Source organism: Microbacterium sp. NPDC089188, assembly GCF_040685155.1.
Lineage (GTDB): Bacteria > Actinomycetota > Actinomycetes > Actinomycetales > Microbacteriaceae > Microbacterium > Microbacterium galbum.
On sequence record NZ_JBFBHH010000002.1, the window covers coordinates 167,360 to 193,452 of the forward strand.

Here is a 26,093-nt window from a genome sequence, read left to right on the forward strand (position 1 = left end):
ACCGCGCGTGCCGTCAGCGGTTCGTGTCGGGGTTCTGCGCTTTTAGCGGCTCGACGCCGACCGGGGCGCGGCTGAGCGGGGCGGATCGGCGCGCAGATGGTCGGCCGCGCGCTGGAGGATGCGGGCGAGATCGTCGATGTCCGCGTCCGTCAAGGACGAGAACAGCAATCGGTGCAGCGCGTCGATGTGGCCGGGGAACACGGCGGCGAGCACGTCCCGCCCGGCCGCGGTGAGGGCGACCACGACGCTGCGTTCGTCGTCGGGCGACGGCGAACGTGTCACCAGTCCGCGCCGCTCCAGCGTCTGCGCCTGGTAGGTCAGGCCGCTGCGGCTGTGCACCAGCTGATCGGCGAGATCGGTCATGCGCAGGCGTCCGTCCTGCGCTTCCCCCAGGGTCGCGAGGAGCTGGAACTGCACGTAGCTCAGCTCGCCGGCATCCCGCAGCTGCTTCTCGACCGCGTGTCGCAGGAGGTTGCTGACCTCGGTGAAGGCGAGGTAGGCGCGCAGCTGCGTGGGACTGACCGTGGATGCGTCGCGGCTCATTCCCCCATCCTAGCGTTGCTTCGAATTCGTAGCAGTGCTAGGGTTCCCATGTTGCTTCGAATACGAAGTATCCGACGAAGGGGAACATCATGAAGGCAATGCGATTCCACGAGATCGGCGGACCCGAGGTGCTGCGCGCAGAGGAGATCCAGCTTCCTGAGCCCGGCGCCGATCAGGTGCGCCTGAGGGTCGCCGCGTCGGCGTTCAACGCCGCGGACAACGGCATGCGGGCGGGATTCCTCCCGATCCCGATCCAGCTGCCCCACGTTCCCGGCTACGACGTCTCGGGCACGGTCGACGCGGTCGGCGAAGACGTCCACGACCTCGCGGTGGGCGACGCGGTGATCGGCTTCCTGCCGATGGAGGACGACGGCGGCGCCGCGGAGTACGTCGTCGCCCCGGCCCGGTCCCTGACCGCTGCTCCTTCCCGGGTGGATCTCGCCAATGCGGCGGCTCTCCCCTCGGTCGCTCTGACCGCGTGGCAGGCACTGTTTGACGAGGGTGGGCTTCAGGCGGGCCAGCGCCTGTTCATCGTCGGGGCCGGCGGCGCCGTGGGGGCTCACGCGATCCGTCTCGCTCGCCGTGCCGGAGCGCACGTCATCGCGACGGCGAGCCCGCGCAGTGCGTCGGCGGTCCGCGCCGCGGGTGCCGACGAGGTCGTCGACCACACCCGCACCATGCTGCGGGACGCGGTCACCGAGCCGGTCGACGTGCTGCTCAACCTCGCTCCGATCTCCCCCGAGGAATTCACCGCGCTGGTGCCCCTCGTCCGCGACGGTGGCGTGGTCGTCAGCACCACCGCATTCATGACGACCCCCGGCGACGACGAACGCGGCGTCCGTGCGGCGACGGTGTTCGTCCGCCCGAACTCGGCCCGTCTCACCGAGATCGTCCGGCTCGTCGACGCGGGTGACCTCGCGGTGGACGTCACCCGCCGCATCCCGCTCACCGACCTGCCCGCTCTGCACGCGGAGGCGGCCGAGGGGCGCATCGCCGGCAAGGTCATCGTCGTACCCTGACGCGTGTTCCGAGTCGCAGCAGGGGTGATGATCGCGTACATCGGCGGACCGAGCGCCGATTCACCCCCGCCGGTGGCTCCGTCCCGCGCAGAGGTCGATCCCGTCAACCTCTCGCATCGATCCCGGATGCCACGGCACCATGTCGGGATGAGCAGAAGCCAGAGATGGTCCACACCCGCCGCCGACGCCCTGCGCGTCGACCCGGGGTTCCGCCTCGCCGACATCGACACGCGGTCGACGCCCGGCTACGACGGGGACAAGGACGACGGCAAGGCCGATCTCGATGCCGGCCGGGAGCCGCTGGAGGACCTGCAGGAGCGACTCTTCGCGGAGAGCGTGGCCGGCACGGCCACGGGGTCGGTTCTGCTGGTGCTGCAGGCGATGGACACCGCGGGCAAGGGCGGGATCGTGCGCCACGTCGTCGGCGCGGTCGACCCGCAGGGTGTCGAGCTCGCGTCGTTCAAGAAGCCCACGGCCGAGGAGCTCGCGCACGACTTCCTGTGGCGCATCGAGAAACGCCTGCCGAACACCGGCCACATCGGGGTGTTCGACCGTTCGCATTACGAAGACGTCCTCATCGGACGCGTGCGTTCCCTCGCGCCGGCGGATGAGATCGACCGCCGCTACGGCGCCATCGTCGCCTTCGAGGCGCAGGCGGCCGAGATGGGCATCCGGGTGGTGAAGGTGATGCTGCACATCTCGAAGGACGAGCAGCGCGAGCGCCTGGCGAAGCGGCTCGAGCGCCCCGACAAGCACTGGAAGTACAACCCCTCCGACGTCGACGAGCGCGAGCTCTGGGACGACTACATGGACGCCTATCAGGTCGCCATCGAGCGCACGTCGACACCGGTCGCGCCGTGGCACGTCGTCCCGGCCGACCGCAAGTGGTACGCCCGCCTCGCCGTGCAGCAGCTGCTGATCGACGCGTTGGTCGACATCGATCCGCAGTGGCCCGCGGCCGACTACGACGTCGAGGTGGAGCGCCGGCGTCTCGCCGAGTCCTGACTCAGGCCAGAGCCTCGACGATGGGACGGAATTTCACGCGCGTCTCCAGCAGCTCCGACTCCGGGACGCTGTCGGCCACGATGCCCGCCCCCGCGTAGGCGGTGATCGGCGCGGTGGGCGACGACGGAGCCGCGCGGTCGATCTGGGCGCACCGCAGCGCGATCGCCCACTCGCCGTCGCCCGAGGCCCCCGTCCAGCCGACCGCTCCGGCGTATCGGCCGCGGTCGAAGGGCTCGAGGCGGCGGATGACTTCCATCGCCGCGGTCGTCGGCGTTCCCGCGACGGCCGCGGTGGGGTGCAGTACCGAGAGCAGATCGAGCGACGAGGCGTCTTCGCTCAGCACCCCCTCCACGTCGGTGGCGAGGTGCCAGACGTTCGGGAGCTTGAGGGTGAAGGGCTGGTCCTCGGCCGCGAGCGACGACGTGTGGGGCGCGAGGGCCTTGAGCACGCTCTGCACCGCGAAGCGGTGCTCGTCCTGGTCTTTCGTGCTCCGCGTGAGACCGACGGATGCCGCGACGTCGGCGTCGGCGTCTCCTCCGCGCGCGACGGTCCCGGCGAGCACGCGTGCGGTCACGGTGCCCTTCGACACGGTCACCAGCGTCTCCGGGCTCGCGCCGATGAGACCGTCGACGGCGAACACCCAGCAGTCGGGGTAGCCCTCGAGCAGCGACCTCACCAGGCGGCGGAGGTCGGACCCCGCGGGCACCGTCCCCGCGATGTCGCGGGCCAGCACGACCTTGGCCACCTCGCGGGCGCCGATCGCCTCGATCGCCTGGCGGACGGCATCCTGGTACTTCTCGGCCGTCTGCCGACCGGGGCCCAGGGTCGCCGACCAGTGCGGACCGAAGGGGGAGCGCGGCGGAAGTTCGGGTTCGGGCTCGTCGGGGGTGTCGTCGAAAGCGAGGCGCGTGACCCACGCGCGGCCGCTGTGGCGCCCGACGATGGTCCCCGGCACGCGGAGCACGTTCTCGCGCTCGGACTGCGGGTCGAAGACGAAGGATCCGAAGGCGACGAGTCCGGTGCCCGGCAACTGCACCGGATCGTCGACCTCGGCGGCCGCCGCGATCGCGCGCCAGCGCTCGGAGATCGTCGCGTCGCCCGGCTGCGCGCCGGTGTAGCGCAGCGTCAGCAGGTCGCCGAAGGCGGCCAGCGATTCGCCGCGACGGCTCCAGAACAGCGGGTCGTACGGCGTCGTGTACGCCAGCACGTCGTCCATCGGGGCCAGCTCTCGTGTCACCACGCGCAGGCGCGGCACGACGTCATCCGCGGGTTCGAGCACGTCTTTCAGCGTAGACCCGCGCTCCTCGCCCCGGCGGTGCGCGGTCTCCGGATGCTACGGCGTCGAGGGGACGCGGCCGAGATGGTCGCGCCGGCGGGTGTCCGGCGCCCCGAACGGAGACGTCCTGCGCCGTGGCTCGCGTGGAGACCAGAGCCCGGCGCCGCGGTGCGATTTAGACTCCGGAACATGGATAACCGTCCCGCTCCCGGCACCCGCCTGCTCTTCGAATGGCGCAAGTGGGACGGTTCGCCGCACTGGGTGCAGGACAGCGTGTACCTCGGCTCCGACGAATGGGGCGAGTGGTTCGGTCAGCAGGTGGGCTGGCGCAGCGCGCGACCGGGGGCGGAGTTCGTGTGCCGGCAGCCGAACGTGACCCTCGTTCCCGCGAGTGGGGATTGGGCCTTCACGCACAACGCCGACCCCCACCCGGTCGCCGTCTACATCGACCTCGCGTGGGACGTGCGCTGGCACGACGACGGCGTGCCCCGGGGCATCGACATGGACCTCGACGTGGTGCGCCGCACCGACGAACGCGGCACCTGGATCGACGACCGCGACGAGTGGGACGAGCACCGCGTGCGGTACGGCTACCCCCTCGACATCGTGGAGCACCTGGATGCCACGGCGAGCGACCTCGAGCGACGCGTGCGCGATCGCGAGGCGCCGTTCTCGGACGACGTCACGGGTCCCTGGCTGGAACGCCTGGCGACGCTGGCAACCCCCGGCGACGACGACCCGGCGGGCGCCTAGACTCGACGGGTGAGCAGCGACCCCAACCGCGCCGACCTCGGCAAAGACCCGCAGCGCGTGAGCGGCATGTTCGACCAGGTCGCCGCAGCCTACGACCGCACCAATTCGGTCCTGAGCCTCGGCAACGACCGCCTGTGGCGCGCGGCCGTCCTGCGGGCCGTGGCGCCGAAGAGCGGGGAGCGCATCCTCGACCTCGCGGCCGGGACCGGCACCTCGTCGATGGCCTTCGTGCCCAGCGGGGCCCACGTGGTCGCCGCCGACTTCTCGAAGGGCATGATCGCCGAGGGGCGCCGTCGTCACGGCGACGTGCCGAACCTGGAGTTCGTGCAGGCGGATGCCACCGACTTGCCGTTCGAGGACGGCGAGTTCGACGCGGTGACGATGTCGTTCGGTCTGCGCAACGTCAACGACCCCCGTCGCGCGCTCCGGGAGCTCCGCCGGGTGACCCGCCCCGGCGGCCGCATCGTCGTGTGCGAGTTCTCGCACCCGCCGTCGCGCGCGTTCAACGGTCTCTACCGCTTCTACAACGATCGGGTCCTCCCCGTCGTGGCCAAGGCCATGAGCAGCAACGCCGAGGCCTACGACTACCTCAACGAGTCGATCCGCGACTGGCCCAACCAGCCCACCCTGGCGCGCTGGATGCGCGACGCGGGATGGGATGACGTCGCCTACCGCAACCTGTCATTCGGGATCGTGGCGCTGCACCGCGGCATCCGCCCGGCCTCCTAGGGCCCTGTCAACCGTCGAGATACCCGCGGCGGCCTCCGGCTGCGCCAGGATAGGCTGAAATCGTGACCCCGAGACCGTCTGCGGCCAGCACCCGCCTGTCGGGAAAGCTGGGCCTGAGCGACCGCATCTTCGCCGGCCTGCGTTCTCGCACCCTCCTCTCCACCGTGGAGGCCGGACTGGCGCGCGTCGAGAGCGAGCTCGAGGGCGAGGTACGCAGCGCCGACAAGCTCGCCGACGTGACCGCCCGCTACCTCTACGAGGCCGGCGGGAAGAGGGTCCGGCCGATGCTCGCGATCCTCACGGCGCAGCTCGGTCAGGGCACGACCAAGGAGGTCGTCGAGGTCGCCACGGCCCTCGAGCTGACCCACCTCGGCTCGCTGTACCACGACGACGTCATGGACGGTGCCGACAAGCGTCGCGGTGTGCCCAGCGCTCAGACGGTGTGGGGCAACAACATCGCCATCCTCACCGGCGATCTGCTCTTCGCCCGCGCGAGCCAGCTGATGGCCCGCCGCGGCGAGCGGGCGATCCAGCTGCAGGCCGACACGTTCGAGCGTCTCGTGCTCGGGCAGATGCACGAGACCGTCGGCCCGCAGGACGGCGACGAGCCCGTCGACTTCTACCTGCAGGTGCTCGCCGACAAGACGGGGTCGCTCATCGCGGCTGCCGCGCAGTCGGGAATCATCTACTCCGGTGCTCCCGAGGAGTTCGAGGAGCCCATGGTCGTCTTCGGTGAGAAGGCGGGCGTCGCCTTCCAGCTGCTCGATGACGTCATCGACCTCTCGCCCGACCCGTCCGAGACGGGCAAGGTGCCCGGCACCGACCTGCGTGCGGGCGTGCCGACGATGCCGTACCTGCTTCTCGGGCATCGCTCCGACGCGGCATCCACCGATCTGCGCGCGCGCATCGACGACGGCCAGGAGCGCATCGCTGCGGGCGCCGATCCGTCGATCCTCGACGGCGCGCTCGCCGAACTGCGCGACCACGAGACCACGCACGAGACCCTGGCTCTCGCGCACCGCTGGTCGCAGGAGGCCATCGACGCTCTCGCGCCGCTGCCCGACGGTGCCGTGCGCGAGGCGCTGACGCGCTTCGCCCGCGCCGTGGCCGACCGCTCGGCCTGACCCTTTTCCCCCACCCCCCCCGATCGCGATCGAGAGGAACCCATGACGAAGCTGCGCCTCGCCATCGTCGGAGCCGGCCCCGCCGGCATCTACGCCGCGGACATCCTGCTGAAGGCCGAGCGTCAGTTCGACGTGTCGATCGACCTGTTCGAGCAGCTCCCCGCGCCCTACGGCCTGGTCCGCTACGGCGTGGCCCCCGATCACCCGCGCATCAAGGGCGTCATCACGGCCCTGCGCGAGGTGCTCGACCGCGGCGACATCCGCATCTTCGGCAACGTCCGCTTCGGCGAGGACGTCACCCTCGACGACCTCAAGAAGCACTACAACGCCGTGATCTTCTCGACCGGCGCGATCCGCGACGCCGACCTCGACATCCCCGGCATCGACGCGGAGGGCTCCTACGGCGCCGCCGACTTCGTCAGCTGGTTCGACGGGCACCCCGACGTGCCGCGCGAGTGGCCGCTCGAGGCGGAGTCGGTCGCGGTGATCGGCAACGGCAACGTCGCCCTCGACATCACGCGCATGCTCGCCAAGCACGCCGACGACCTGCTGCCCACCGAGGTGCCCGACAACGTCTACCAGGGACTCAAGGCCTCGCCCGTCACCGACGTGCACGTCTTCGGCCGCCGCGGCCCCGCGCAGGTGAAGTTCACCCCCCTGGAGCTGCGCGAACTCGGCGAGCTGCGCGACGTCGACATGGTCGTCTACGACGAGGACTTCGACTACGACGAGGCGTCCAAGACCGCGATCGAGACGAACAAGCAGGTCAAGGTCATCGACCGGGTGCTGCAGCAGTGGCGCACCCGCCCGGGCGTCAACAACGCCGGGGGAGAAGCCTCGCGCCGCCTGCACCTGCACTTCTGGGCCAAGCCCCTCGAGGTCGTGAAGGACGCGGACGGCCGCGTCGCCGCCCTCCGCTACGAGCGCACCCGGCCCGACGCCGAGGGCGGGGTCGTGGGCACCGGCGAGATCCGCGAGGTCCCGATCCAGGCGATCTACCGCGCGGTCGGTTACTTCGGTTCCCCGCTGAAGGACATCCCGTTCGACGAACTGCGCGGCGTCATCCCCAACCACGAGGGCCAGGTGCTCTCGGCCGACTCGAATTCGCGCATGCCGGGTCTGTACGCCACCGGCTGGATCAAGCGCGGCCCCGTCGGTCTCATCGGACACACCAAGTCGGACGCCATGGAGACGGTGCGCCACGTCATCAACGACCAGGGCGACTGGTGGCGCCCCGAGCACCCCGAGGAGGAGTCGATCCCGGCCCTGCTCGAGGAGCGCGGCGTGCGCTGGACCGACCTCGACGGCTGGCACCGCCTCGACGAGCACGAGATGGCCCTCGGCGCGCCGCACGAGCGTGCGCGCGTCAAGGTCGTGCCCCGTGACGAGATGATCGCGATCTCGCGCGGAGAGTAACCCGCGTGTGCGAAGAGCCGCCCCGTCGTCGCGACGTGGGCGGCTCTTCCGCGTCCGGGCCCAGCCGCGCCGGCGCGCCCGCAGGAGCGCGCGACCGCCGTCTCTCCGCGCCGCCGGGGCGGCTCCTCGCGAATATCATCCGCCCCTCGTGGGGGCAAGCCTGAGGCTGTGAAAATCCTTTGCTCGGCAGGATGGAGCCCACGACGAGGGGGCCGTCCGGTTCCCGCACCGAGGCGAGGGGGCCGGATGCGAACGGTGAGACGGATCGTGGCCGGAGCCTCGGCGCTGGCCCTCGCGGGCACTCTCGGGGCCTGCTCCGCCGGTGACGGGGTGCCCACCCTGACCTGGTACATCAACCCCGACGACGGCGGTCAGGCCGAGATCGCGGCATCCTGTACCGAGGCCGCCGACGGGGCGTACCGCATCGAGACCTCGCTGCTGCCGCGCGATGCCGCCTCGCAGCGCGAGCAGCTCGCCCGCCGTCTGGCGGCGAGTGACCGGTCGCTCGACATCATGAGCCTCGACCCTCCGTTCATCCCCGAGCTCGCCGAGCCCGGCTTCCTCGCGCCGGTTCCCGACGACCTGCAGAACACCGACGGCATCGTCGAGGGGGCGGTGCAGTCGGCCAGCTGGAACGGCGAGCTGGTGACGGTGCCCTTCTGGGCGAACACGCAGCTGCTCTGGTACCGCAAGTCGGTCGCCGAGGCCGCGGGCCTCGACATGACGCAGCCCGTGACCTGGGACCAGATCATCCAAGCCGCCGAGGACCAGAACAAGCAGCTGGGCGTGCAGGGCGCCCTCGCCGAGTCGCTCACGGTCTGGATCAACGCCCTGGTCGCGTCGGGCGGAGGGAAGATCCTCGAGGACCCCGAGGCGAAGCCCGACGAGATGCAGCTCGGACTCGAGTCCGACGCGGGCAAGAAGGCCGCCGAGATCATCGGGCGCATCGGCTCCTCGGGCCTGGGCGGCGCGGGGCTGCCGACCGCGGATGAGAACGCGAGCATGAACCTCTTCCAGGGCGACAACGGCTCGTTCATGGTCAACTGGCCCTTCGTCTACCCGGCCATGCAGGGGGCAGCTCCCGAGGTCGTCGACGACCTCGGCTGGGCGGTGTACCCCCGAGTGGATGCCGGCACCCCGGCCGCCCCTCCCGTCGGCGGCATCAACCTCGGCGTCGGGGCGTACAGCGAGCACGTCGACCTCGCCTGGCAGGCCGTGCAGTGCATCGTGACCCCGGAGAATCAGGCGCAGTACTTCGTCACCAACGGCAACCCGCCCTCCAACCTCGCCGCGTACGACGACGCCGAGGTGAACGAGAAGTTCCCGATGGCATCCACGATCGCGGAGTCCCTGCAGCTGGGTGCGCCCCGACCGCAGACGCCCTACTACAACGAGATCTCCATCGGGCTGCAGCGCACGTGGCATCCGCCGAACGCCGTCACCCCCGATACGACGCCGCAGACCTCGACCGACTTCATCCTCGCGGTGCTCAGAGGGGAGCGACTGCTGTGACCGCCGAAATCGCCGCGGCCGGCAAGATCCGGGCCGATAAAGAACCGGGTGCGAAGCCCAAGAAGCGGCGCTCCGACCGCGCGCGGGCGGAGGCCCGCCTGGGCTGGATGCTCGCGGGCCCCGCCTTCGGCATCATGCTCCTGGTCACGCTGTACCCGATCGTGCAGGCGCTGTGGGATTCGCTGTTCAGCCTGCGCCTCACCGCGCCCGACGACCGCGAGTTCATCTGGTTCCGCAATTACCAGGTCATCCTCGGCGACCCGGCCTTCTGGCAGTCGATGGGCGTGACGCTGTTCATCACCGTCGTCACGGTGCTGCTCGAACTGATCATCGGGTTCGGGTTCGCGCTCGTCATGCACCGCGCGATCAAGAAGCTCCGCGGCTTCGCCCGCACGGCGATCCTCGTGCCCTACGGCATCATCACCGTCGTCTCGGCCTTCGCGTTCTTCTACGCCTTCGACATCAACTCCGGCGGGTACGTCAACAGCTGGCTGTCGTGGATCCCCGGGTTCGACGAGAACCTCAACTGGTTCGCTTATCAGGGCACCTCGCTCACGGTCATCATCCTCAGCGAGGTGTGGAAGACCACGCCCTTCATCTCTCTCCTGCTGCTGTCGGGTCTCGCACAGGTGCCCGGCGACCTCGAGGAGGCCGCGAAGGTCGACGGGGCCACCGGCTGGGAAGTGCTGCGCCGCGTGATCCTGCCGAACATGAAGGCCGCGATCATGGTCGCCGTGCTCTTCCGCACGCTCGAGGCGTTCCGCATCTTCGACAACATCTTCATCATGACCGCGGGGGCGAACGACACCGAGGCGCTGTCGCTGCTGGCCTACAACACCTCGATCGGGCGCCTCGAGATCGGACTCGGCTCGGCGATCTCGGTGCTGCTGTTCCTCAGCGTCCTGATCATCGCCGGCATCTTCATCAAGGGCTTCAAAGTGGACCTGTCGGCGGGGAGGAACTCCTGATGCGCGCAATGACCTGGCCCCAGCGGATCATGTGGCTCGTGATCATCGCGGCCGTGCTCGTCTGGTCGCTCTTCCCGGTGTTCTCGATCCTGATGACGTCGTTCAAGACCCAGGCGGGCCTGTTCTCGGGCACGCTCCTCCCGCAGGAGTGGACGCTCGACAACTACGCCACGATCCTCGCGCCCGGTGGCAGCGCGCAGGACCTCTTCCTTCCCGCCCTGCGCAACTCGATCGGCATCTCGCTCATCGCGACCTTCATCGCCGTGGTGCTCGCGACCCTCTGCGCCTACGCGATCGCGCGGCTGGACTTCCCCGGCAAGCGCATCATCCTCACCACGGCGCTCGCGGTCTCGGTGTTCCCGATCGTGTCGATCGTCACGCCGCTGTTCAACCTGTGGCGCGTGATCGGCCTGTACGACACGTGGCTCGGCCTGATCATCCCGTACCTGTCGCTCACGCTGCCCATCTCGATCTGGACGCTCGCCGCGTTCTTCCGCCAGATCCCGTGGGAGCTCGAGCAGGCCGCGCAGGTCGACGGCGCGACCCCGTTCGAGGCGTTCCGCAAGACGGTCGTGCCGCTCGCGGCTCCCGGGGTGTTCACCACCGCGATCATCGCCTTCTTCATCGCGTGGAACGACTTCGTCTACGGCATCTCGCTGACATCGACGGATGCCGCCCGCCCGGTGCCCGCGGCCCTGTCGTTCTTCACCGGGGCCTCGCAGTTCGAGGAACCCACGGGCGCGATCTCGGCCGCGGCCATCGTCGTCACCATCCCCATCGTCATCGTCGTCGTGATCTTCCAGCGCCGGATCGTGTCCGGTCTCACGCAGGGCGCCGTCAAAGGCTAAGGAGCGAGTCCATGGCATCCATCACTCTCAACAGGATCGTCAAGACGTACGACGACGGCTTCACCGCGGTCAAGGGCGTCGACCTCGACATCGCCGACGGGGAGTTCGTGATCCTCGTCGGGCCGTCGGGCTGCGGGAAGTCGACGCTGCTGCGCATGATCGTCGGTCTCGAGGACATCTCCGACGGAGAGCTCAAGATCGCCGACGAGGTCGTCAACGACAAAGCGCCGAAGGACCGCAACCTCGCGATGGTCTTCCAGAACTACGCGCTGTACCCGCACCTCACGGTCTACGAGAACATCGCCTTCCCGATGCGTCTGAAGTCGAGCGACCTCGACGACAAGGAGATCGACGAGCGCGTGCGACGCGCCTCGAAGCTGCTCGAGCTCGACGAGCACCTCGAGCGCAAGCCCGCGAACCTGTCCGGCGGTCAGCGCCAACGCGTGGCGATGGGGCGCGCGATCGTGCGCAACGCCAGCGCGTTCCTCTTCGACGAGCCGCTGTCGAACCTCGACGCGAAGCTGCGCGGGCAGATGCGCACCGAGATCGCGCGGCTGCAGCGCTCGCTCGGCATCACGACCGTCTACGTCACGCACGACCAGACCGAGGCCATGACCCTCGGCGACCGGGTCGCGGTGCTGCGCCGGGGTGAGCTGCAGCAGGTCGCGAGCCCCCGCGGGCTCTACGACCAGCCGGTGAACCTCTTCGTCGCGGGCTTCATCGGGTCGCCGCCCATGAACTTCCTCAGCGGCACGGTCGACGGCGACGTGCTGCGCCTGCCCATCGCCGACGTGCCGCTCGACGACCGGCTGCGCAAAGCGGTCGAGGGCCGCGACCTCGTGATCGTCGGCGTCCGCCCCGACGCCTTCGAAGACGCGGATGCCACCGAGCGCGACCTCGCGGGAGGGATCACCGCCGAGCTCGACATCGAGATGACGGAATGGCTCGGAGAGGTGCTCTACGCCTACGTGCCCTACGAGACCGACGCCACCGTGAAGGAGAAGCTGTCGGAGCTCGACCGCGACCTCGACGGCGAGAGCCTGCGGACCGAACTCGTCGTGGCCCTGGATGCCATGAGCTCCATCCGCGCGGGAGACGCGGCGCGCCTGTGGTTCTCGCCGGACTCGCTGCACCTGTTCGACCCGGAGACGGGCGTGAACCTCACGCGCGATGAGGCGAAGGCCGAGCAGCTCGAGGAGGACGCCCGGGCCGCACGCAAGCGCGCGCTGGAGCGGGCCAAGGAACGAGCGTCGCGCGAGGAGGCCTCGGCGTCGAGCTGACCGTCCCGGTCCTCAGCCGGCGGAGCCGAGCTGCCCCAACCAGAGGTAGAAGGCGATGAACGCCGCCGCACCGCCGAGCGCGAGGACGACGCCGACGACCGCGGGCACGATCCGGTGTCGCGCGGCATGCACGGCGGCGGCCATCAGCGCGAGGCCGGCCACGATCTGCACCACCCAGTACGCCGGGCTCGTCGAGGCGGCGACGACCGTGAGGCCGTACACCCCTTCGCCGATCAGCACCGCGGCGACGGGCGCGGCGGCGAACGGCTTCCATGCGGCGGCACCTCTGCGCAGAAGGGACGCCGAGAGTCCGACCACGGGCCCGGCGAAGACTCCGATGACCGTGAACGTGTCCTGGAACGGTTCGGCGTAGAAGAAACCGCGCCAGCCCGAAACGATCCGGTAGCCCTCGATCAGCAGCACGAACGACACGATGCCCAGCGCCGCGGCCACCGGCGGACGCGCGCGCGTCAGCCAGACCAGACCGAACGCGAGCATCGTCCAGCCGCCGGCCGAGTTGGCGAACGACACGAGGGCGGCGGGGAGCACGGTCTGGCCGACGCTCGTCAGTCCACCGAGGACGAGCGAGGCGGCGGCGACGGAGAGAGCGGGGACGAACCAGTGGCGGGGGTGCACGTTCCCACGCTAGGAAGCCCCGGCCGTCCGCGCGTCCGCCGGCAGAGGGCGCTGCGTCATCCTCGAGGCGGATATCGCCGCCGTAGGCTGAGGCGATGGGCGAGTGGCATCCGGACGTCCTCGGCGAGGGCTTCGAGCAGCGTTCTCTCCCGCTGCGCCCCGACGACGAGGGGGAGGTCGTCGCCACCCTCGTGCGCTCACGTCCCCACCCGGGCGCGCGCCTATTCGGGGAGTGGCGCGACGTCGACGTGCTGTACGTGCACGGGTGGTCGGACTATTTCTTCCAGACCGACCTCGCGCACTTCTTCACCGATCGCGGCGCGCGGTTTCACGCCCTCGACCTGCGCAAGTACGGTCGCAGCCTCCGGCCCGGTCAGACACCCGGCTACACCGTGTCGCTCGACGTCTACGACGCCGACATCGCCGCGGCCCTCGATGCGATGGGCACCGCCGGCGAGGGGCGTCGCCTCGTGCTGCTCGGGCACAGCACGGGTGGCCTCACCCTCACGCTGTGGGCGGCGCGACACCCGGGAGTGGCCGATCTGCTCGTGCTGAACAGCCCGTGGCTCGAGCTGCAGCTGGGCCCGCTCGGGCGTCAGGCGCTCGCGCCGATCGTGAACGTCCGCGCCCGGCTCGACCCGCTCGGCACCCATCCGGTCGTCGATCTGGGGTTCTACACCCGCGCTCAGCGGGAGATCGGGACGCTGCCCGACGCCCCCGACGGATGGCGTCCGGCGCAGGGCTTCCCCACCCACCCCGGCTGGCTCGCGGCGATCATCGCGGGGCACGCGCGGGTGGCATCCGGGCTCGACGTCGGGTGCCCGGCCCTCGTGCTGCTGTCGAAGCGGTCGACCTCGGCGCTCAGCTGGAGCGACGCGATGCTCTCGAGCGACTCGGTGCTCGTCGTCGACGACATCGCGCGAGCCGCCACCCGCATCTCGGCGACCGTCACCCTGGCCCGCATCGACGGGGCGCTGCACGACGTGTTCCTGTCGGCGCCCGCGGCGCGGGATGCCGCGTACGCGGCGCTGCGGAGGGGGATGACGGGTCTAGCGTAGAACGCGATCCAAGGAGCACCATGATCCCCACCGCATCCGCGTCGACGTCCGCGACCGAGCGTTACCGTGCCGCCCGAGACGAACTCCTCGCCGCCCGCACCGACCCGGCGCGCGCCGCAGCCTTCGCGTGGCCCCGCTTCGAGGGGCCGTTCAACTGGGCGATCGACTGGTTCGATCCGATGGCGCGGGGGAACGACGCGACGGCGCTCATCGTGGTCGACGACGACGAGACGCACCACGAGCGCACCTTCGACGAGCTCGCGCGTCGCTCCGATCAGGTCGCGGCCTGGTTGTCGTCGCAGGGCGTCGCTCGCGGCGACGCCGTGCTGCTCATGCTGAACAACCAGGTGGAGCTCTGGGAGGCGATGCTCGCCATCATGAAGCTCGGCGGGGTCATCGCCCCCACCACGACCGCCCTCGGCCGCGTCGACCTGGGCGACCGCATCGCGCGCGCCGACATCCGCCACGTCGTGGTGGGCGCCGCCGACGCCGACAAGTTCGACGACCTGCCCGAGGGCCTCGGCCGCATCGTCGTGGGCGGAACCCACCCGGGCTGGGTCTCGTACGACGACGCCTTCCTCCAGGATGCCGAGCCGGCAGGGCATCCGGGAACCACCGCCGATGAGCGCCTGCTGCTGTACTTCACCTCGGGAACGACGTCGAAGCCGAAGCTCGTCGAGCACACGCACGCCTCGTACCCGGTCGGACACCTCAGCACCATGTACTGGCTCGGACTGCAGCCCGGCGACGTGCACCTGGCGATCAGCTCTCCGGGATGGGCGAAGCACGCGTGGAGCCTGTTCTTCGCGCCGTGGATCGCGGGCGCGACAGTGCTGGCCCTGAACTACACGCGCTTCTCGGCCGAGCGCCTCCTGGCCGAGCTCGAGCGCGACCGTGTCTCGACCTTCTGCGCTCCGCCGACCGTGTGGCGCATGCTCATCCAGGCCGACCTGACCGGTCGCCGTGGGGCGCTGCGCGAGGTCGTGTCGGCGGGCGAGCCGCTCAATCCCGAGGTCATCGCCTCGGTGCAGCGGGCGTGGGGCCTCGACATCCGCGACGGCTACGGGCAGACCGAGATGACGGCGGTCGTGGCGAACACGCCCGGCGCCGACCTCGTGCCGGGGTCGATGGGGCGTCCGCTCCCGGGGTGCCCGGTCGTGCTGGTCGATCCGGTGACCGGTGAGCGCACCGACGAGGGCGAGATCTGCATCGACCTGTCCGCGCGCCCGGTCAACCTCATGACGGGGTACGTGGGGGATGCCGAGCGCAACGCCGAGGCGTTCGCCGACGATCTCTTCCACACCGGCGACGTCGCCCGCCGCGACGAGACCGGCAGCATCACCTACATCGGCCGCACCGACGACGTCTTCAAGGCGTCGGATTACAAGATCAGTCCGTTCGAGCTCGAGAGCGTCCTCATCGAGCACCCCGCCGTCGTCGAGGCCGCGGTCGTCCCCGCCCCCGACGACCTGCGCCTCGCCGTCCCCAAGGCGTACATCGTGCTGGCGGGCGGGCACGAGGAGGGCGAAGAGGTGGCGCTGGACATCCTGCGTTTCGCGCGCGAGCGACTGGCTCCCTTCCAGCGCGTGCGTCGCGTGGAGTTCTTCGATCTGCCGAAGACGATCTCGGGCAAGATCCGCCGGGTCGAACTGCGTCAGCGGGAGGAGGCGGTGTTCCGCGGCGAGGTGGTCTGCGTGGAGTGGCGCGACGATTCCCTTCGCGGATGACACGGCCCGCAACCCCTCGCATCGCGCCCGCCGACATGTGAGCATCGGTACATGGACCACGAGAAGAAGCAGCCCTTCGAGAACCCCACCGTCGACGACGAGAGCGACATGCCCTCGCTGCAGGAGGAACGCAACGTGGGACGCGACACCGAGCGCGAGATCACCCAGATGATCAACGGCATCGAGGGCTGAGTCCCTCGTTGCGTCCCCGAGCGGCCTGGACGGTCGCGATCAGCGTCGTCGCGGTCGCGGCCGTCGTCGGTGTCGCCGCCGTGGTGATCTCCGCCGGACGGAACGCGCCGGAGACGGCCCCCGCGGCATCCGCGTCCCCCCGGCCGAGCGCATCTGCTACCCGGACGCCCACCCCGACGCCGACGCCCACTCCGACTCCGACTCCGACGCCGACGGCGCGGCCGGGAACCGTGCTCGTCGAGCGGAAGGGCGACGAGAGCGTCCGCATGCTCGTGGCCGGGGATTCGCTCACCGCCGGGTTCTTCGCCACCACCAAGGACGAGGGGTTCATCCACCTGGTGGCCGCCGGGATCGGACGGGTCGACATCACGGGTGCCGCGCAGGCGCAGCAGACGCTGTCGACGGTCGCGGCCGTGACCGACGTGCCCGCCGACGTCGGGGTCGCCGTCGTCGAGCTCGGCACCAACGACGTCGGCGTGCCGACCCCTCTCGCCGACTTCGAGCAGCAGTACGCGAGCCTGCTCGATCGCATCCGGTCGACATCCCCCCGGGCCGGGCTCGTGTGCCTCGGCACCTGGACCGCCGACGGCGGGGCCTACGACGAGGTCGTCTCGCGCACGTGCGCCGCGCGCGCCGGCGTGTACGTGTCGCTCGCCGAACCGTTCGCGAACGCGGACTTCCACGGGCCCGCGGGGCGCGACACCTTCGCCGGGGCGGGCGACGAGTTCCACCCGAACGACGCCGGGCACCGGGCGATCGCCGATGCCGTCCTGGCGGCGTTGACGTACTGACGCGCGTTCGCCACGCAACGTGCGACACTCACGGAATGGATGACGTGCTCGACCCCGGTCCGTTCTTCCACGGCACGAAGGCGGCTCTCGGCGTGGGCGACCTCCTCACCCCCGGTTTCCGGTCGAACTACCGCCCCGAGATCGTGATGAACCACGTCTACTTCACGGCGCTGCTCGACGGGGCCGGCCTGGCCGCCGAGATCATCCCCGGAGACGCGCCACCCCGCGTCTACGAGGTCGAACCACTGGGAGCCTTCGAGAACGACCCGAACGTCACCGACAAGAAGTTCCCGGGCAACCCGACCCGCTCGTTCCGCACCACGTCCCCTCTGCGCATCGTCGCGGAGCGCGACGACTGGACGCGACTCACCCCCGAGGCGTTGGCTTCGTGGCGCGAGCGCCTGACGACGCTGCGCGACGAGAACGCCGAGATCATCAACTGACGGCCGGCCCGGGCGTCGGTTCTCGTCGCGCCCGCGGCACGGTCACACCGGCTCGGTCGTGCGGATCAGGCCGCAGTTCACGCACGACCACGCGACGAGGAAGCGCTCGTCGTCGAGGATCTCGAAGCGCAACGGATCGCCGCACGTCGGGCAGGTCAGGGGGTCGAGCGGCCGGCTCATCGCGAGAAGGTCACGTGGACGACGCCGCTCTCCGCGACCTCCGAGGCGACCGTGTAGCCGGTGTCGAGACCGGGGAGGTCGTCCCACAGGCGGCCGCCGCGACCGAGGATCACGGGGCGCACCGCCACATGCAGGCGGTCGACGAGACCGGCGGCCAGGGCGGCGCGGACGGTGGAGAGTCCGCCGCCGACACGGACATCGGCGCCGTCGGCGAGATCGCGTGCTCGGGCGACGGCATCCGAGATCGCCTCCGACGAGAACTCGAAGCGCGTGCCGTTGGCGAACGAGATCGGCTCGCGCGGTCGATGCGTCAGCACGATGACGGGCACACGGAACGGCGGTTCGTCGCCCCACCATCCGCGCCAGTCGGGGTCGTCGGGGAAGGAATGGAGGCCGAACATCGCGGCCCCCATCACCTCTGCGCCGATGCCCTCGAAGTACGCGGCGGCATAGCGGTCGTCGATCCCGGTGGTACCGGCACCGGAAGCGTCGCCGAACACGCGCGCGCGGAACGTGCGCGTCGCCATGTAGTCCTCGACGAGCCGGCCCCAGTCCGCGCCCATGGGGTTCTCGGGCGTCGGATCGGCGGGCGCGGCGACGCCGTCGAGGGAGATGTTCAGATCGACGCGGACGGCCATGTCATCCTCCCCGCGGACGGGCTCAGCGGTAATTCGTGAACTGCAGGTCGACGTCGAGGTCGGCGGCCTTGAGAAGGCGCTGCACCTCCTGCAGGTCGTCGCGCGACTTCGACTGCACGCGCAGCTCGTCGCCCTGAATCTGCGACTTCACGCCCTTGGGGCCTTCGTCGCGGATGATCTTGCCGATCTTCTTCGCGTTCTCCTGCGAGATGCCCTCCTTCAGCGTGGAGGTGATGCGGTATTCCTTGCCGCTCTGCACCGGCTCGCCGCTGTCGAGGCTCTTGAGCGAGATGCCGCGCTTGATGAGCTTGGTCTGGAACACGTCGAGCACGGCGTTCGCGCGCTCCTCGGAGTTCGCCTTGATGACGATCGACTCGCCGCTCCACGCGATGGAGGCGTCGGTGCCCTTGAAGTCGTAGCGCTGCTCGACCTCTTTGTGCGCCTGGTTGAGGGCGTTGTCGGCTTCCTGCCGGTCGATCTTGGAGACGATGTCAAACGATGAGTCAGCCATGATCCAAAGGTACCGGCGCGCAGGAGTGGCGTCCCGGGGCTGGACGTCGTGTCCCTCGAACGCACAGCGCCTCGACACCCGGCGCGGTCGCGCCTAGCGTCGGGTGATGGCCGTGCGTGGAACACCCATCGTCCTGACCGCGCTCGCTCTGGTGGTGATCGGAGCCGCGGGGTGCGCACCCGACGCCGAACCGGCGACCGAGCCTTCCCCGGCGCCGACCGCCACGCCGGTGTCGCAGACCCCCCGTCCGTACGCGGTGCCTTCCGCCGGGCCCGCCGAGGTCGCCCGTGCCGTCTTCGAAGTGGTCGACGGGGTGAACACCACCGACACCGTGCTCTCCGACGCCTTCGACGCGGGCGACGCGCTGACGGTCTCGGGCCAATGCGAAGGAGGGGAACGGATGACGTATGCGCTGCGCGACTCCACCCCGGACGGGGAGGGTGCCGTGCTGACCAGCGGGACGTTCCGGTGCGACTCCTCGGCGCCGCAGGGGAACACGTACGGCGTCGGGTTGTCGGGCACCGTGCAGGTCGTGCTCACCGTCGATTCGGACACGGAACGGGCCTGGGTGACGGTGACGAAGTGAGACCGGCAGGCGCCACGGCTCCGTGTCGCTCGTAGACTCGGATGCCATGCGAGCACTCACCGAAGACGAGGTCAGGGACGCGTTCGTCAACGCCACCCCCGACGAGCTGCGGATCATCGCCCTACCCCACGACTTCCTGCTGGCGGACTGGGACCACCTCGACTTCCTCGCGTGGCGCGACCCCCGCACGCGCGGGCGCGGCTACGTGCTCACGGAGCACGACGGCGAGCCCACGGCCGTCGTGCTGCGGGCGGCCGAGGGTCAGTCCCGCGCGCGGTCGGCGATGTGCAACCTCTGCCACACGATGCAGCCCGGAGACCAGGTGTCGCTGTTCACGGCGCGCAAGGCCGGCGAGGCGGGAGAACACGGCGACACCGTCGGCACCTACATCTGCGCCGACCTGTCGTGTCACGAGACGGTGCGCCTCGCGGCCCCGCTCGCCCCCAGCGAGATCCGCGCGAGCGTCGACCGCAAGATCGACGGCACCAAGCGCCGCACCGAGGAGTTCGTCTCGCGCGTGCTCGATGCCGCGGAGGTGACCCGGTGACCGGACGCGTGGTCGTGATCGGCGACGCCCTCATCGACGAGCTGCGAGACGAGACGGGCGTGCGCGAGTTCGTCGGCGGAGCGGGGCTCAACGTGGCCGTGGGCCTGTCGAGGCTCGGAGTGCCGGCATCCCTCATCGCCATGGTCGGAGACGACGACGCGGGGGAGCAGATCCGCCGCTACCTCGAGCAGTACGACGTCGAACTGCTCGCGAGCCCGTCGGAGCACGGCACGTCGCGCGCGGTCAGCACGCGCTCGCCGGGTGGCGAGCCCGAGTACGTGTTCAACGACGCCGCCCAGAACCGCCGCGTCTCGTACGGCGACGCCGAGCACGCCGCGATCGCCGCCGCCCCGATGGTCGTCGTGAGTTGCTTCCCCTTCGACGATCGCGAGCAGACCGACCTGCTCGTGGTTGCCACGGCCTCGCCGTCGACGCCCCTCGCGATCGACCCGAATCCCCGCAGCGGCATGCTCCACGATCGCACCGAGTTCGTCCGCGGCTTCGAGAAGGCGGCATCCGGAGCGCTGCTCGTGAAGGTCGGCGAGGACGATGCGCGTCTGCTCTATGACGCGCCGCTCGAGCAGCTCCGCGAGAAGCTCGTCGCCCTCGGCGTCGGCGCGGTGCTGGCGACGTACGGCGCCGGGGGAGCGGCGATCGACGCCGACGGCACCTCGGTGTCGCGGGGGATCTCCGAACTGCCGGGCCGCATCGTCGACACGATGGGAGGGGGCGACGCCGTGCTCGCCACGACCGCCGCCCTCGTGCGCGACCGCCTGCCCGCGACGGCGGAGGAGTGGGATGCCGTGCTCTCGCGCGCCATGGACGTGGCCGCCGCCACCTGCCGACACGAGGGAGCACTGCTGCGGACGCCCGAGTGACGGCGCGCGTGGTTTGAGGCACCCCTCCGGGGATAGTAGAGTGGTTTCTCGCGCCTCTGGTCGACTGAGAAAGCCGGGCGGGTGCGCATCTGGCGAGTTACCCAAGCGGCCAAAGGGATCTGACTGTAAATCAGACTGCATTGCATTCGGGGGTTCGAATCCCTCACTCGCCACCGGAAGAACAAACCCCTCCTCGCGGAGGGGTTTTTCTTTTCCCGAGCGGGGATCGTCCGCGCGGTCGCGCGCACGGCGACGGGGCGACGCGAGATCGGGACTCGACGGCGCGGAGACTCCGCGTCCGCCGCCCCGCGGCGACGCATCGCCCGTCAGCAGGCGGCGAGCAGCGCCTTCGACTTGGTCTCGAGGAACGCGACGAGCGCGCCGAGGACGTTGACCTCGTTGCCGAGGTTGACGAGCTCGACCGCACCGAGCTCGATGGTGGCGTCGCGTGCCTCCATCGTCGCCTTCCAGGTACCGTCGCCACCCGCGATCGGCTGCAGGTAGGTGATCGTCTTGGCGTTGCTCAGGTCGACGACGATCAGACCGATGTCGGCGTCGGGATCGGCGTCGTCATCCTGCTCCAGGACACGGATGTCGCTGCCGGTGAGGTAGCCGAGGCCGCGGAAGTCCGTCAGCCACGCCTCGAGCAGCGCCTTGTCGAGCAGCTTTCGTACCGGCATCCGTCACCTCGATTCAGGCGCATGAATGTCACACGCCCCCCACATTATGGAGGGCGTGGGGGGCGTGCGGCGCCGAGTGGCGAAGCGTGGTATCAGGCGGCTCGCACCGTGCGGCCGGCTGCAGCCGTGCGAGCGGAGTGGACCGGCGTACGGGATGCCTGTTCGGCGGCCTCCCACGTGCGGGTGTCCACGACGAGGCCGGAAGCGGCGTTCGCCTGATCGGCCAAGGAGCGGAGGTAATCGCCGACGAGCTGCTCGGGCTCGGGGGATTCGAAGACGAAGCGCAGGGGGATGGCGGGCTGGAGCCAGATGGTCGAGCGGCCGCTCTCCTCGTCGGTGCCGGTCCAGGTGAGCGTGAAAGACTCCCCGCGGCGCAGCTTCGTCGACGTGATCACCTTGATGTAGCCCATCAGGCGATCGGGGAGGGAGATGGGGGCGGTGTCGGAACCGTAGAACAGCGTGGCCATGATGATCTCCTTCGTCGAGTGGTCGGGTCGCGTTGACTTCTAACGTACCACGTATTTCACGCTGTTAATTATCTTCGCGAAATATTCGGATTCCTCACTAGAGTGGAGTCGAGCGATCGGCCGGATCGCACTCGGAGGGGGGTCGACATGTCGCTTCCCTCTGCGTTGCTCTCGGCGCTCGACGACTACGTCGCGGCCCGCGACGAGGCCATCGCCCGTGCGCGTCGTGACCTGAACGTCAGCGAACTCGAGGCGTCGGCCATGTCGTGCATCGCCGAAGAGCCCGGTATCCGCCCGTCCAACCTGCGCGCGCATCTCGGAGTCACCGCCGCCGGTGTCACGACGCTCGTCGATCGCCTGATCGGCCGTGGCCTGTTGCGACGTGAACTCGACGCCGAGGATCGCCGCGTCAACCACATCTACCTCGAGGTCGACATGGATGACGAGCCGTGGGTGGCGCTGCGACGCTTCCCCCGCGAGGTCGAAGAGGCTGTTCGCTCCGAGCCGGCCGACGTCGCTGCCGCCGCCGCGGAGATGCTCGCGCGCATCACCGAGCGCGTTCGCGCTCGAAGCTGACGCCTTCGACCCCGCTGCGCACGACGCGGCCGTCGGCCAGCTCGACGACGTGATCGGCGGCGGCGATGAGGCGCTGGTCGTGGCTGACGCACACGACCGTGGCTCCGTGCTCGATCTCGCGGGCGACGGCCGTCCGGTTGAGCTTCGCGCTCGCCGCGTCGAGGCCGGTCGTGGGTTCGTCGAGCAGCAGGACGTCGGCGCCGCGGGCGAGCCCCTGGGCGAGGAGGGCCCGCTGCCGCTGGCCGCCCGACAGGATGCCGAAGGGGCGCCGCGCGAGATCCGCGATGTCGAGGCGGCGCAGGGCGTCGTCGATGGCTGTGCGGTCGGCGGGCCGCAGGCGGCGGAAGGGCCCCGTTCGTCCCCATGCGCCGATCGTCACGACGTCGCGCACGGTCAAGGGGAGGTGCTCGCCCACCGCCGCGCGCTGCGGGACGAACGAGCGTGAGGACCCGTGGGTGTCGACGCGCCCGGACGACGGCTCGCGAGCCCCCGCGAGGACTTCGAGCAGCGTCGACTTGCCGGCGCCGTTGGCGCCGACGATCACGGTGAGACGGCCGCGCACCACGACGAGCCCCACTCCGTCGAGTGCGGTCGTGTCGCCGAACGACACGCGCACGGCGTGGGCGGTGAGGGCGGCGACGGGTTCGGGAGGGGGGTGCACGGCATCCATCATACGAGTTTGAGAATCGTTATCACTTAACGCTACGGTCGGACATCGTGTCCTGGCTCACCGATCCCTTCTCCCTCGACTTCGTGATGCGTGCGCTGTGGGGCGGCCTCCTCGTGGCCGTGCTGTGCGCGGTGGCGGGTACCTGGGTGATCGTGCGGGGGATGGCCTTCCTGGGCGAGGCGCTGGCCCACGGGATGCTCCCCGGCGTCGCCCTCGCGACCGTCGCGGGCGTGCCGGTGCTGTTCGGTGCGGCCGCGAGTGCCATCGTGATGAGCCTCGGTATCGGCGCCCTCCAGCGCCGGGCGAAGCTCTCGTACGACACGAGCATCGGGCTGCTGTTCGTCGGCATGCTGGCGCTCGGTGTGATCGTCATCTCGCACGCGGGGAGCTTCGCGACGGATGCCACGGCGATCCTGTTCGGCGACATCCTCGCGGTCGGTGCGGACGATCTCGTCGTGCTCGCGATCGCCGCCGCGATCGGCGTGGCCACGGCGGTGCTCGCCCATCGCGCACTCGTCGCCGCCGCCGTGGACGAGCGCGTCGCGACGGTGCTGGGGCTGCGCCCCCGGATCGCGCAGACGGTGCTCGTCGGCCTGGTCACCCTCGCCGTGGTCGCGTCGTACCAGGCGGTCGGCTCGCTCCTGGTGGTGGGTCTGCTCGTCGCCCCTGCGGTGGCGGCGCGGCAGTGGACCGCGCGCATCCCGACGACCATGCTGCTCGCCGCCGTCGTGGGCTCCGCCGCCGTCGCCGTGGGCCTGCTCGTCTCCTGGCACGCGGCCACCGCCGCGGGCGCCACCATCGCCGCGACCGCGATCGCCGGCGCCGGGCTGTCGTGGGTGCTCCGCGCGACCGTCGACGCCGTCCGCCGCCGCGCGGCATCCCCCATTCCTCTTTCCGTCTGACCCGAAGGCCCCCCATGCTCTCCGCCCCCCGCCGCTGCGCCCTCCTGGGCGCTCTCGGTCTCCTCGTCCTCACCGGCTGCGCCGCTCCGGCCGCGCCCGCCCCGGAGCCCTCCGCCGACACCCACGGCGCGATCGACGGCGCCGCAGAGCTCGCCGAACCCGCCCTGGGCCTCACGACCATCGACGCCGCGGGGAGCGTCTCGCACCTCGACCTGCTCGAGGAGACGACCGTCGAGATCGGCAGCGTGCGCGCGCCCTCCTCGGTGCACTCCGACGGGCGGTACCTGTTCGCCGCCGACGACGAGGGCGTCTCGATCGTGGACAGCGGGGTGTGGACCTGGGACCACGTCGACCACTTCCACTACTACCGGGCCGAGGCGCGGGTGCTCGGCTCCGTCGAGGGACGGGGAGTGGCGACCGTGGCGACGTCGAACTCGTCGACGACGGGAGGTACGGGGCTGTTCTTCCCCGCCTCGGGCGAGGCGGTGCTCCTCGACACCGAGGCGCTGTCGAAGGGCGAGGTCGTCGAGCGGTTCCGGCTCGAGCGTCCCGCCGGAGGGGGCCTGGTCATCCCCGTCGGATCGTTCGCCGCCGTCGCCTCGGCGGGCGAGGTGACCCTGCACGCGGCCGACGGTGACGAGGTGGGCGCACCCACCCCGTGCATCGACCCGGCCGGCACCATCACCACGCGGGTCGGAGCGGTCATCGGATGCCGCGACGGGGCGCTCCTCGTCACGGTCGCAGACGCGGGCCCCGTCATCGAGCGGATCGCCTACCCCGCGGGGACGACCGCGCCGCGCGCGACGGTCTTCGCGAACCGCGAGGGCCGCCCGACCGTCGCCGCCCCCGCCGGGGAGGCGGGCGTCTGGATGCTCGACACCCGAGAGCGCACCTGGAACCTCGTGCCGACGGCCGAGCCGGTCGTGCAGGCCACGGCCGTCGACGACAAGGACGCCCACCTGCTCGCTCTGACGGCGGACGGGCGTGTGCTCGTGCTCGACGGCGAGACGGGGGAGCTGCGGGCGGCATCCGTACCGCTGGTGGGCGCGAGCCTCGCCGCCGGGAACCCGGTGTCGCTGATCGCCGATCAGCAGCGCGCCTACCTCAACGGCCCCGCGGAGGGTCGCCTGTGGGAGCTCGACTTCGCCGACGGCGCGCGCGTCGCGCGGGAGTTCACGCCCGAGGATGTTCCGCTCTTCGTCGCGGAGACGGGCCGATGACGGGGCGACGGGCGCTCGCCGCGGCGCTGACCGCCGCACTGCTCGCGCTGACCGGGTGCGCCGGGGGAGCGGCATCCGACCGCCCGCTGGTCGTCGTGACGACGAACATCCTCGGCGACGTCGTCTCGCATCTGGCCGGTGACGAGGTCGAGGTGCTGACCCTCATGCGCCCCGGCGCCGATCCGCACTCGTTCGAGATCTCGGCGGCCGAGGCCGCCCGCATGCGCTCGGCCGACCTGCTCGTGGCCAACGGCCTGGGGCTCGAAGAGGGGCTGCAGCAGCACCTCGACGCCGCGTCCGCCGACGGCGTCGCGACCTTCGTCGCGGGGGACGCCGTCGAGGTGCTGCCCTACAGCTCGACCGACGCCGACGGCGCTGACGACCCGCACTTCTGGACCGACCCCGCGCAGATGATCGCGGTCGTCGACGCCCTGTCGCCGGTGCTCGAGGAGTTCGGCGGGACCGCCGTCGCCGACCACGCCGCCGCGTATCGCGCCGAGCTCGCGACGCTGGATGCCGACATGACGGCCGCGTTCGCCGCCATCCCGGCCGAGCGGCGGGCGCTGGTGACCAACCATCACGTGTTCGGCTACCTCGCCGATCGGTTCGGATTCCGCGTGATCGGGGCGGTCATCCCCGGCGGCACGACCCTCGCCGCACCGAGTGCGAGCGACCTGGCAGACCTGGTCGCGGCGATCGATGCGGCGGGAGTGCCGACGATCTTCGCGGAGTCGTCGTCCCCGGATCGACTCGTGCGCGCGCTCGCCGACGAGGCCGATCGGCGGGTCGAGGTGACCGAGCTGTTCACCGAGTCGCTCACCGACGCCGCGGGCGACGCCCCCGACTACCTGACCATGATGCGCGTCAACACGGAGCGCATCGCCACCGGCCTGTCGCCGTAAGCGACCGGTCACCACC

32 protein-coding genes and 1 tRNA gene are annotated in these 26,093 nt (G+C 70.6%); 23 read left to right on the top strand and 10 right to left on the bottom strand.

Translation table 11 applies throughout. The features are described 5' to 3' along the window. Positions 1-42: 42 nt before the first annotated feature. Positions 43-543: a MarR family transcriptional regulator gene (locus tag AB0N80_RS06910; protein WP_315995104.1), complete on the bottom strand. Its 501-nt coding sequence runs from the start codon at positions 541-543 to the stop codon at positions 43-45. Between the two features lie 89 nt (positions 544-632). Between AB0N80_RS06910 and AB0N80_RS06915 the strand changes: the two genes are divergently transcribed. Together AB0N80_RS06915 and AB0N80_RS06920 are read left to right on the top strand one after the other, a co-directional pair. Next, positions 633-1,562 carry an NADP-dependent oxidoreductase gene (locus AB0N80_RS06915; RefSeq protein WP_363578282.1) on the top strand — a complete coding sequence of 310 codons (930 nt, stop codon included), beginning with the start codon at positions 633-635 and terminating at the stop codon, positions 1,560-1,562. Positions 1,563-1,709: 147 nt separating this feature from the next. Then, a complete protein-coding gene (locus AB0N80_RS06920) occupies positions 1,710-2,567 on the top strand; it encodes a PPK2 family polyphosphate kinase (RefSeq protein WP_363390772.1) in 858 nt (285 codons plus the stop codon). A 1-nt stretch (position 2,568) separates the two neighbouring features. Here the strand turns inward: AB0N80_RS06920 and AB0N80_RS06925 are convergent, their stop codons facing one another. Beyond that, positions 2,569-3,783 carry a chorismate-binding protein gene (locus AB0N80_RS06925; RefSeq protein ID WP_315995274.1) on the bottom strand — a complete coding sequence of 405 codons (1,215 nt, stop codon included), beginning with the start codon at positions 3,781-3,783 and terminating at the stop codon, positions 2,569-2,571. A 249-nt stretch (positions 3,784-4,032) separates the two neighbouring features. Here AB0N80_RS06925 and AB0N80_RS06930 point away from each other — a divergent pair, with 249 nt between their 5' ends. From AB0N80_RS06930 to ugpC, 8 genes are all read left to right on the top strand, one after another. After that, complete coding sequence (locus AB0N80_RS06930; protein WP_363578283.1) at positions 4,033-4,596, top strand: DUF402 domain-containing protein; 564 nt, start codon at positions 4,033-4,035, stop codon at positions 4,594-4,596. Positions 4,597-4,605: 9 nt separating this feature from the next. Next, the gene (locus AB0N80_RS06935; protein ID WP_363578284.1) at positions 4,606-5,325 is read left to right on the top strand and encodes a demethylmenaquinone methyltransferase; all 720 of its coding nucleotides are present in this window, start codon (positions 4,606-4,608) and stop codon (positions 5,323-5,325) included. 62 nt (positions 5,326-5,387) lie between these two features. Beyond that, a complete protein-coding gene (locus AB0N80_RS06940; RefSeq protein ID WP_315995099.1) occupies positions 5,388-6,449 on the top strand; it encodes a polyprenyl synthetase family protein in 1,062 nt (353 codons plus the stop codon). 42 nt (positions 6,450-6,491) lie between these two features. Further along, positions 6,492-7,865: an FAD-dependent oxidoreductase gene (locus tag AB0N80_RS06945; protein WP_363578285.1), complete on the top strand. Its 1,374-nt coding sequence runs from the start codon at positions 6,492-6,494 to the stop codon at positions 7,863-7,865. A 246-nt stretch (positions 7,866-8,111) separates the two neighbouring features. Further along, positions 8,112-9,377: an extracellular solute-binding protein gene (locus tag AB0N80_RS06950; protein ID WP_315995097.1), complete on the top strand. Its 1,266-nt coding sequence runs from the start codon at positions 8,112-8,114 to the stop codon at positions 9,375-9,377. A 26-nt stretch (positions 9,378-9,403) separates the two neighbouring features. Beyond that, positions 9,404-10,345 (top strand): sugar ABC transporter permease, encoded by a 942-nt coding sequence (locus AB0N80_RS06955; RefSeq protein ID WP_307387111.1) that lies wholly within the window; start codon positions 9,404-9,406, stop codon positions 10,343-10,345. After that, a complete protein-coding gene (locus AB0N80_RS06960; RefSeq protein WP_363578286.1) occupies positions 10,345-11,193 on the top strand; it encodes a carbohydrate ABC transporter permease in 849 nt (282 codons plus the stop codon). Before AB0N80_RS06955 ends, AB0N80_RS06960 begins: the two co-directional genes overlap by 1 nt. Before the next feature lie 11 nt (positions 11,194-11,204). Next, complete coding sequence (gene ugpC / locus AB0N80_RS06965) at positions 11,205-12,473, top strand: sn-glycerol-3-phosphate ABC transporter ATP-binding protein UgpC (RefSeq protein WP_363578287.1); 1,269 nt, start codon at positions 11,205-11,207, stop codon at positions 12,471-12,473. A gap of 12 nt (positions 12,474-12,485) precedes the next feature. Here ugpC and AB0N80_RS06970 read toward each other — a convergent pair whose 3' ends face one another. Next, complete coding sequence (locus AB0N80_RS06970; RefSeq protein WP_363578288.1) at positions 12,486-13,109, bottom strand: DUF6518 family protein; 624 nt, start codon at positions 13,107-13,109, stop codon at positions 12,486-12,488. Positions 13,110-13,204: 95 nt separating this feature from the next. On the opposite strand from AB0N80_RS06970, the gene AB0N80_RS06975 reads away from it, so the two are divergent. From AB0N80_RS06975 to AB0N80_RS06985, 3 genes are read left to right on the top strand one after another with little or no spacing between them, the layout of a single operon-like run. Then, the gene (locus AB0N80_RS06975; protein ID WP_363390755.1) at positions 13,205-14,167 is read left to right on the top strand and encodes an alpha/beta fold hydrolase; all 963 of its coding nucleotides are present in this window, start codon (positions 13,205-13,207) and stop codon (positions 14,165-14,167) included. 20 nt (positions 14,168-14,187) lie between these two features. Further along, entirely contained in the window at positions 14,188-15,894 is a 1,707-nt protein-coding gene (locus tag AB0N80_RS06980) for an AMP-binding protein (protein ID WP_363390752.1), read from the top strand. 51 nt (positions 15,895-15,945) lie between these two features. Then, positions 15,946-16,086, top strand: a complete 141-nt coding sequence (locus AB0N80_RS06985; protein WP_315995088.1) for a hypothetical protein — start codon at positions 15,946-15,948, stop codon at positions 16,084-16,086. On the opposite strand, the gene AB0N80_RS06990 is transcribed toward AB0N80_RS06985, so the two are convergent. After that, the gene (locus tag AB0N80_RS06990) at positions 16,067-16,378 is read right to left on the bottom strand and encodes a hypothetical protein (RefSeq protein ID WP_315995087.1); all 312 of its coding nucleotides are present in this window, start codon (positions 16,376-16,378) and stop codon (positions 16,067-16,069) included. The genes AB0N80_RS06985 and AB0N80_RS06990 overlap by 20 nt on opposite strands. On the opposite strand from AB0N80_RS06990, the gene AB0N80_RS06995 reads away from it, so the two are divergent. Together AB0N80_RS06995 and arr are read left to right on the top strand one after the other, a co-directional pair. After that, a complete protein-coding gene (locus AB0N80_RS06995; RefSeq protein WP_363578289.1) occupies positions 16,359-16,877 on the top strand; it encodes an SGNH/GDSL hydrolase family protein in 519 nt (172 codons plus the stop codon). The genes AB0N80_RS06990 and AB0N80_RS06995 overlap by 20 nt on opposite strands. Before the next feature lie 35 nt (positions 16,878-16,912). Further along, the gene (gene arr, locus AB0N80_RS07000; RefSeq protein WP_363578290.1) at positions 16,913-17,320 is read left to right on the top strand and encodes an NAD(+)--rifampin ADP-ribosyltransferase; all 408 of its coding nucleotides are present in this window, start codon (positions 16,913-16,915) and stop codon (positions 17,318-17,320) included. 42 nt (positions 17,321-17,362) lie between these two features. On the opposite strand, the gene AB0N80_RS07005 is transcribed toward arr, so the two are convergent. Genes AB0N80_RS07005 through AB0N80_RS07015 form a run of 3 tightly spaced genes read right to left on the bottom strand, consistent with a single transcriptional unit; the run spans position 17,363 to position 18,649 of the window. Beyond that, positions 17,363-17,500, bottom strand: a complete 138-nt coding sequence (locus tag AB0N80_RS07005) for a hypothetical protein (protein WP_167494239.1) — start codon at positions 17,498-17,500, stop codon at positions 17,363-17,365. Beyond that, entirely contained in the window at positions 17,497-18,138 is a 642-nt protein-coding gene (locus tag AB0N80_RS07010) for a dihydrofolate reductase family protein (protein WP_363390739.1), read from the bottom strand. Before AB0N80_RS07010 ends, AB0N80_RS07005 begins: the two co-directional genes overlap by 4 nt. 22 nt (positions 18,139-18,160) lie before the next feature. Next, positions 18,161-18,649: a YajQ family cyclic di-GMP-binding protein gene (locus AB0N80_RS07015; protein ID WP_315995083.1), complete on the bottom strand. Its 489-nt coding sequence runs from the start codon at positions 18,647-18,649 to the stop codon at positions 18,161-18,163. Positions 18,650-18,755: 106 nt separating this feature from the next. On the opposite strand from AB0N80_RS07015, the gene AB0N80_RS07020 reads away from it, so the two are divergent. The 4 genes from AB0N80_RS07020 to AB0N80_RS07035 all read left to right on the top strand — a co-directional run bounded on the left by AB0N80_RS07020 (position 18,756) and on the right by AB0N80_RS07035 (position 20,833). Next, complete coding sequence (locus AB0N80_RS07020) at positions 18,756-19,235, top strand: hypothetical protein (RefSeq protein ID WP_363578291.1); 480 nt, start codon at positions 18,756-18,758, stop codon at positions 19,233-19,235. A gap of 46 nt (positions 19,236-19,281) precedes the next feature. Then, the gene (locus AB0N80_RS07025; protein WP_315995081.1) at positions 19,282-19,782 is read left to right on the top strand and encodes an FBP domain-containing protein; all 501 of its coding nucleotides are present in this window, start codon (positions 19,282-19,284) and stop codon (positions 19,780-19,782) included. Then, positions 19,779-20,660, top strand: a complete 882-nt coding sequence (locus AB0N80_RS07030; RefSeq protein ID WP_363578292.1) for a PfkB family carbohydrate kinase — start codon at positions 19,779-19,781, stop codon at positions 20,658-20,660. The genes AB0N80_RS07025 and AB0N80_RS07030 overlap by 4 nt, the downstream gene beginning before the upstream one ends. Before the next feature lie 91 nt (positions 20,661-20,751). Next, positions 20,752-20,833: transfer RNA gene (locus AB0N80_RS07035), tRNA-Tyr, on the top strand. A 153-nt stretch (positions 20,834-20,986) separates the two neighbouring features. Here the strand turns inward: AB0N80_RS07035 and AB0N80_RS07040 are convergent. Both AB0N80_RS07040 and AB0N80_RS07045 read right to left on the bottom strand, forming a co-directional pair. Beyond that, entirely contained in the window at positions 20,987-21,340 is a 354-nt protein-coding gene (locus AB0N80_RS07040; protein ID WP_315995079.1) for a hypothetical protein, read from the bottom strand. Between the two features lie 92 nt (positions 21,341-21,432). Continuing rightward, positions 21,433-21,807 carry a hypothetical protein gene (locus tag AB0N80_RS07045; protein ID WP_363578293.1) on the bottom strand — a complete coding sequence of 125 codons (375 nt, stop codon included), beginning with the start codon at positions 21,805-21,807 and terminating at the stop codon, positions 21,433-21,435. A 147-nt stretch (positions 21,808-21,954) separates the two neighbouring features. Here AB0N80_RS07045 and AB0N80_RS07050 point away from each other — a divergent pair, with 147 nt between their 5' ends. Then, entirely contained in the window at positions 21,955-22,383 is a 429-nt protein-coding gene (locus AB0N80_RS07050; RefSeq protein ID WP_315995077.1) for a MarR family transcriptional regulator, read from the top strand. Here the strand turns inward: AB0N80_RS07050 and aztA are convergent. Beyond that, positions 22,355-23,053 (bottom strand): zinc ABC transporter ATP-binding protein AztA, encoded by a 699-nt coding sequence (gene aztA, locus AB0N80_RS07055; RefSeq protein ID WP_363578294.1) that lies wholly within the window; start codon positions 23,051-23,053, stop codon positions 22,355-22,357. The genes AB0N80_RS07050 and aztA overlap by 29 nt on opposite strands. Before the next feature lie 47 nt (positions 23,054-23,100). Here aztA and aztB point away from each other — a divergent pair, with 47 nt between their 5' ends. Genes aztB through aztC form a run of 3 tightly spaced genes read left to right on the top strand, consistent with a single transcriptional unit; the run spans position 23,101 to position 26,077 of the window. Next, positions 23,101-23,955, top strand: a complete 855-nt coding sequence (gene aztB, locus AB0N80_RS07060) for a zinc ABC transporter permease AztB (RefSeq protein ID WP_363578295.1) — start codon at positions 23,101-23,103, stop codon at positions 23,953-23,955. Positions 23,956-23,969: 14 nt separating this feature from the next. Further along, the gene (locus AB0N80_RS07065) at positions 23,970-25,175 is read left to right on the top strand and encodes an ABC transporter (protein WP_363578296.1); all 1,206 of its coding nucleotides are present in this window, start codon (positions 23,970-23,972) and stop codon (positions 25,173-25,175) included. Beyond that, positions 25,172-26,077, top strand: a complete 906-nt coding sequence (gene aztC, locus AB0N80_RS07070) for a zinc ABC transporter substrate-binding protein AztC (protein WP_363578297.1) — start codon at positions 25,172-25,174, stop codon at positions 26,075-26,077. The genes AB0N80_RS07065 and aztC overlap by 4 nt, the downstream gene beginning before the upstream one ends. Positions 26,078-26,093 lie beyond the last annotated feature (16 nt).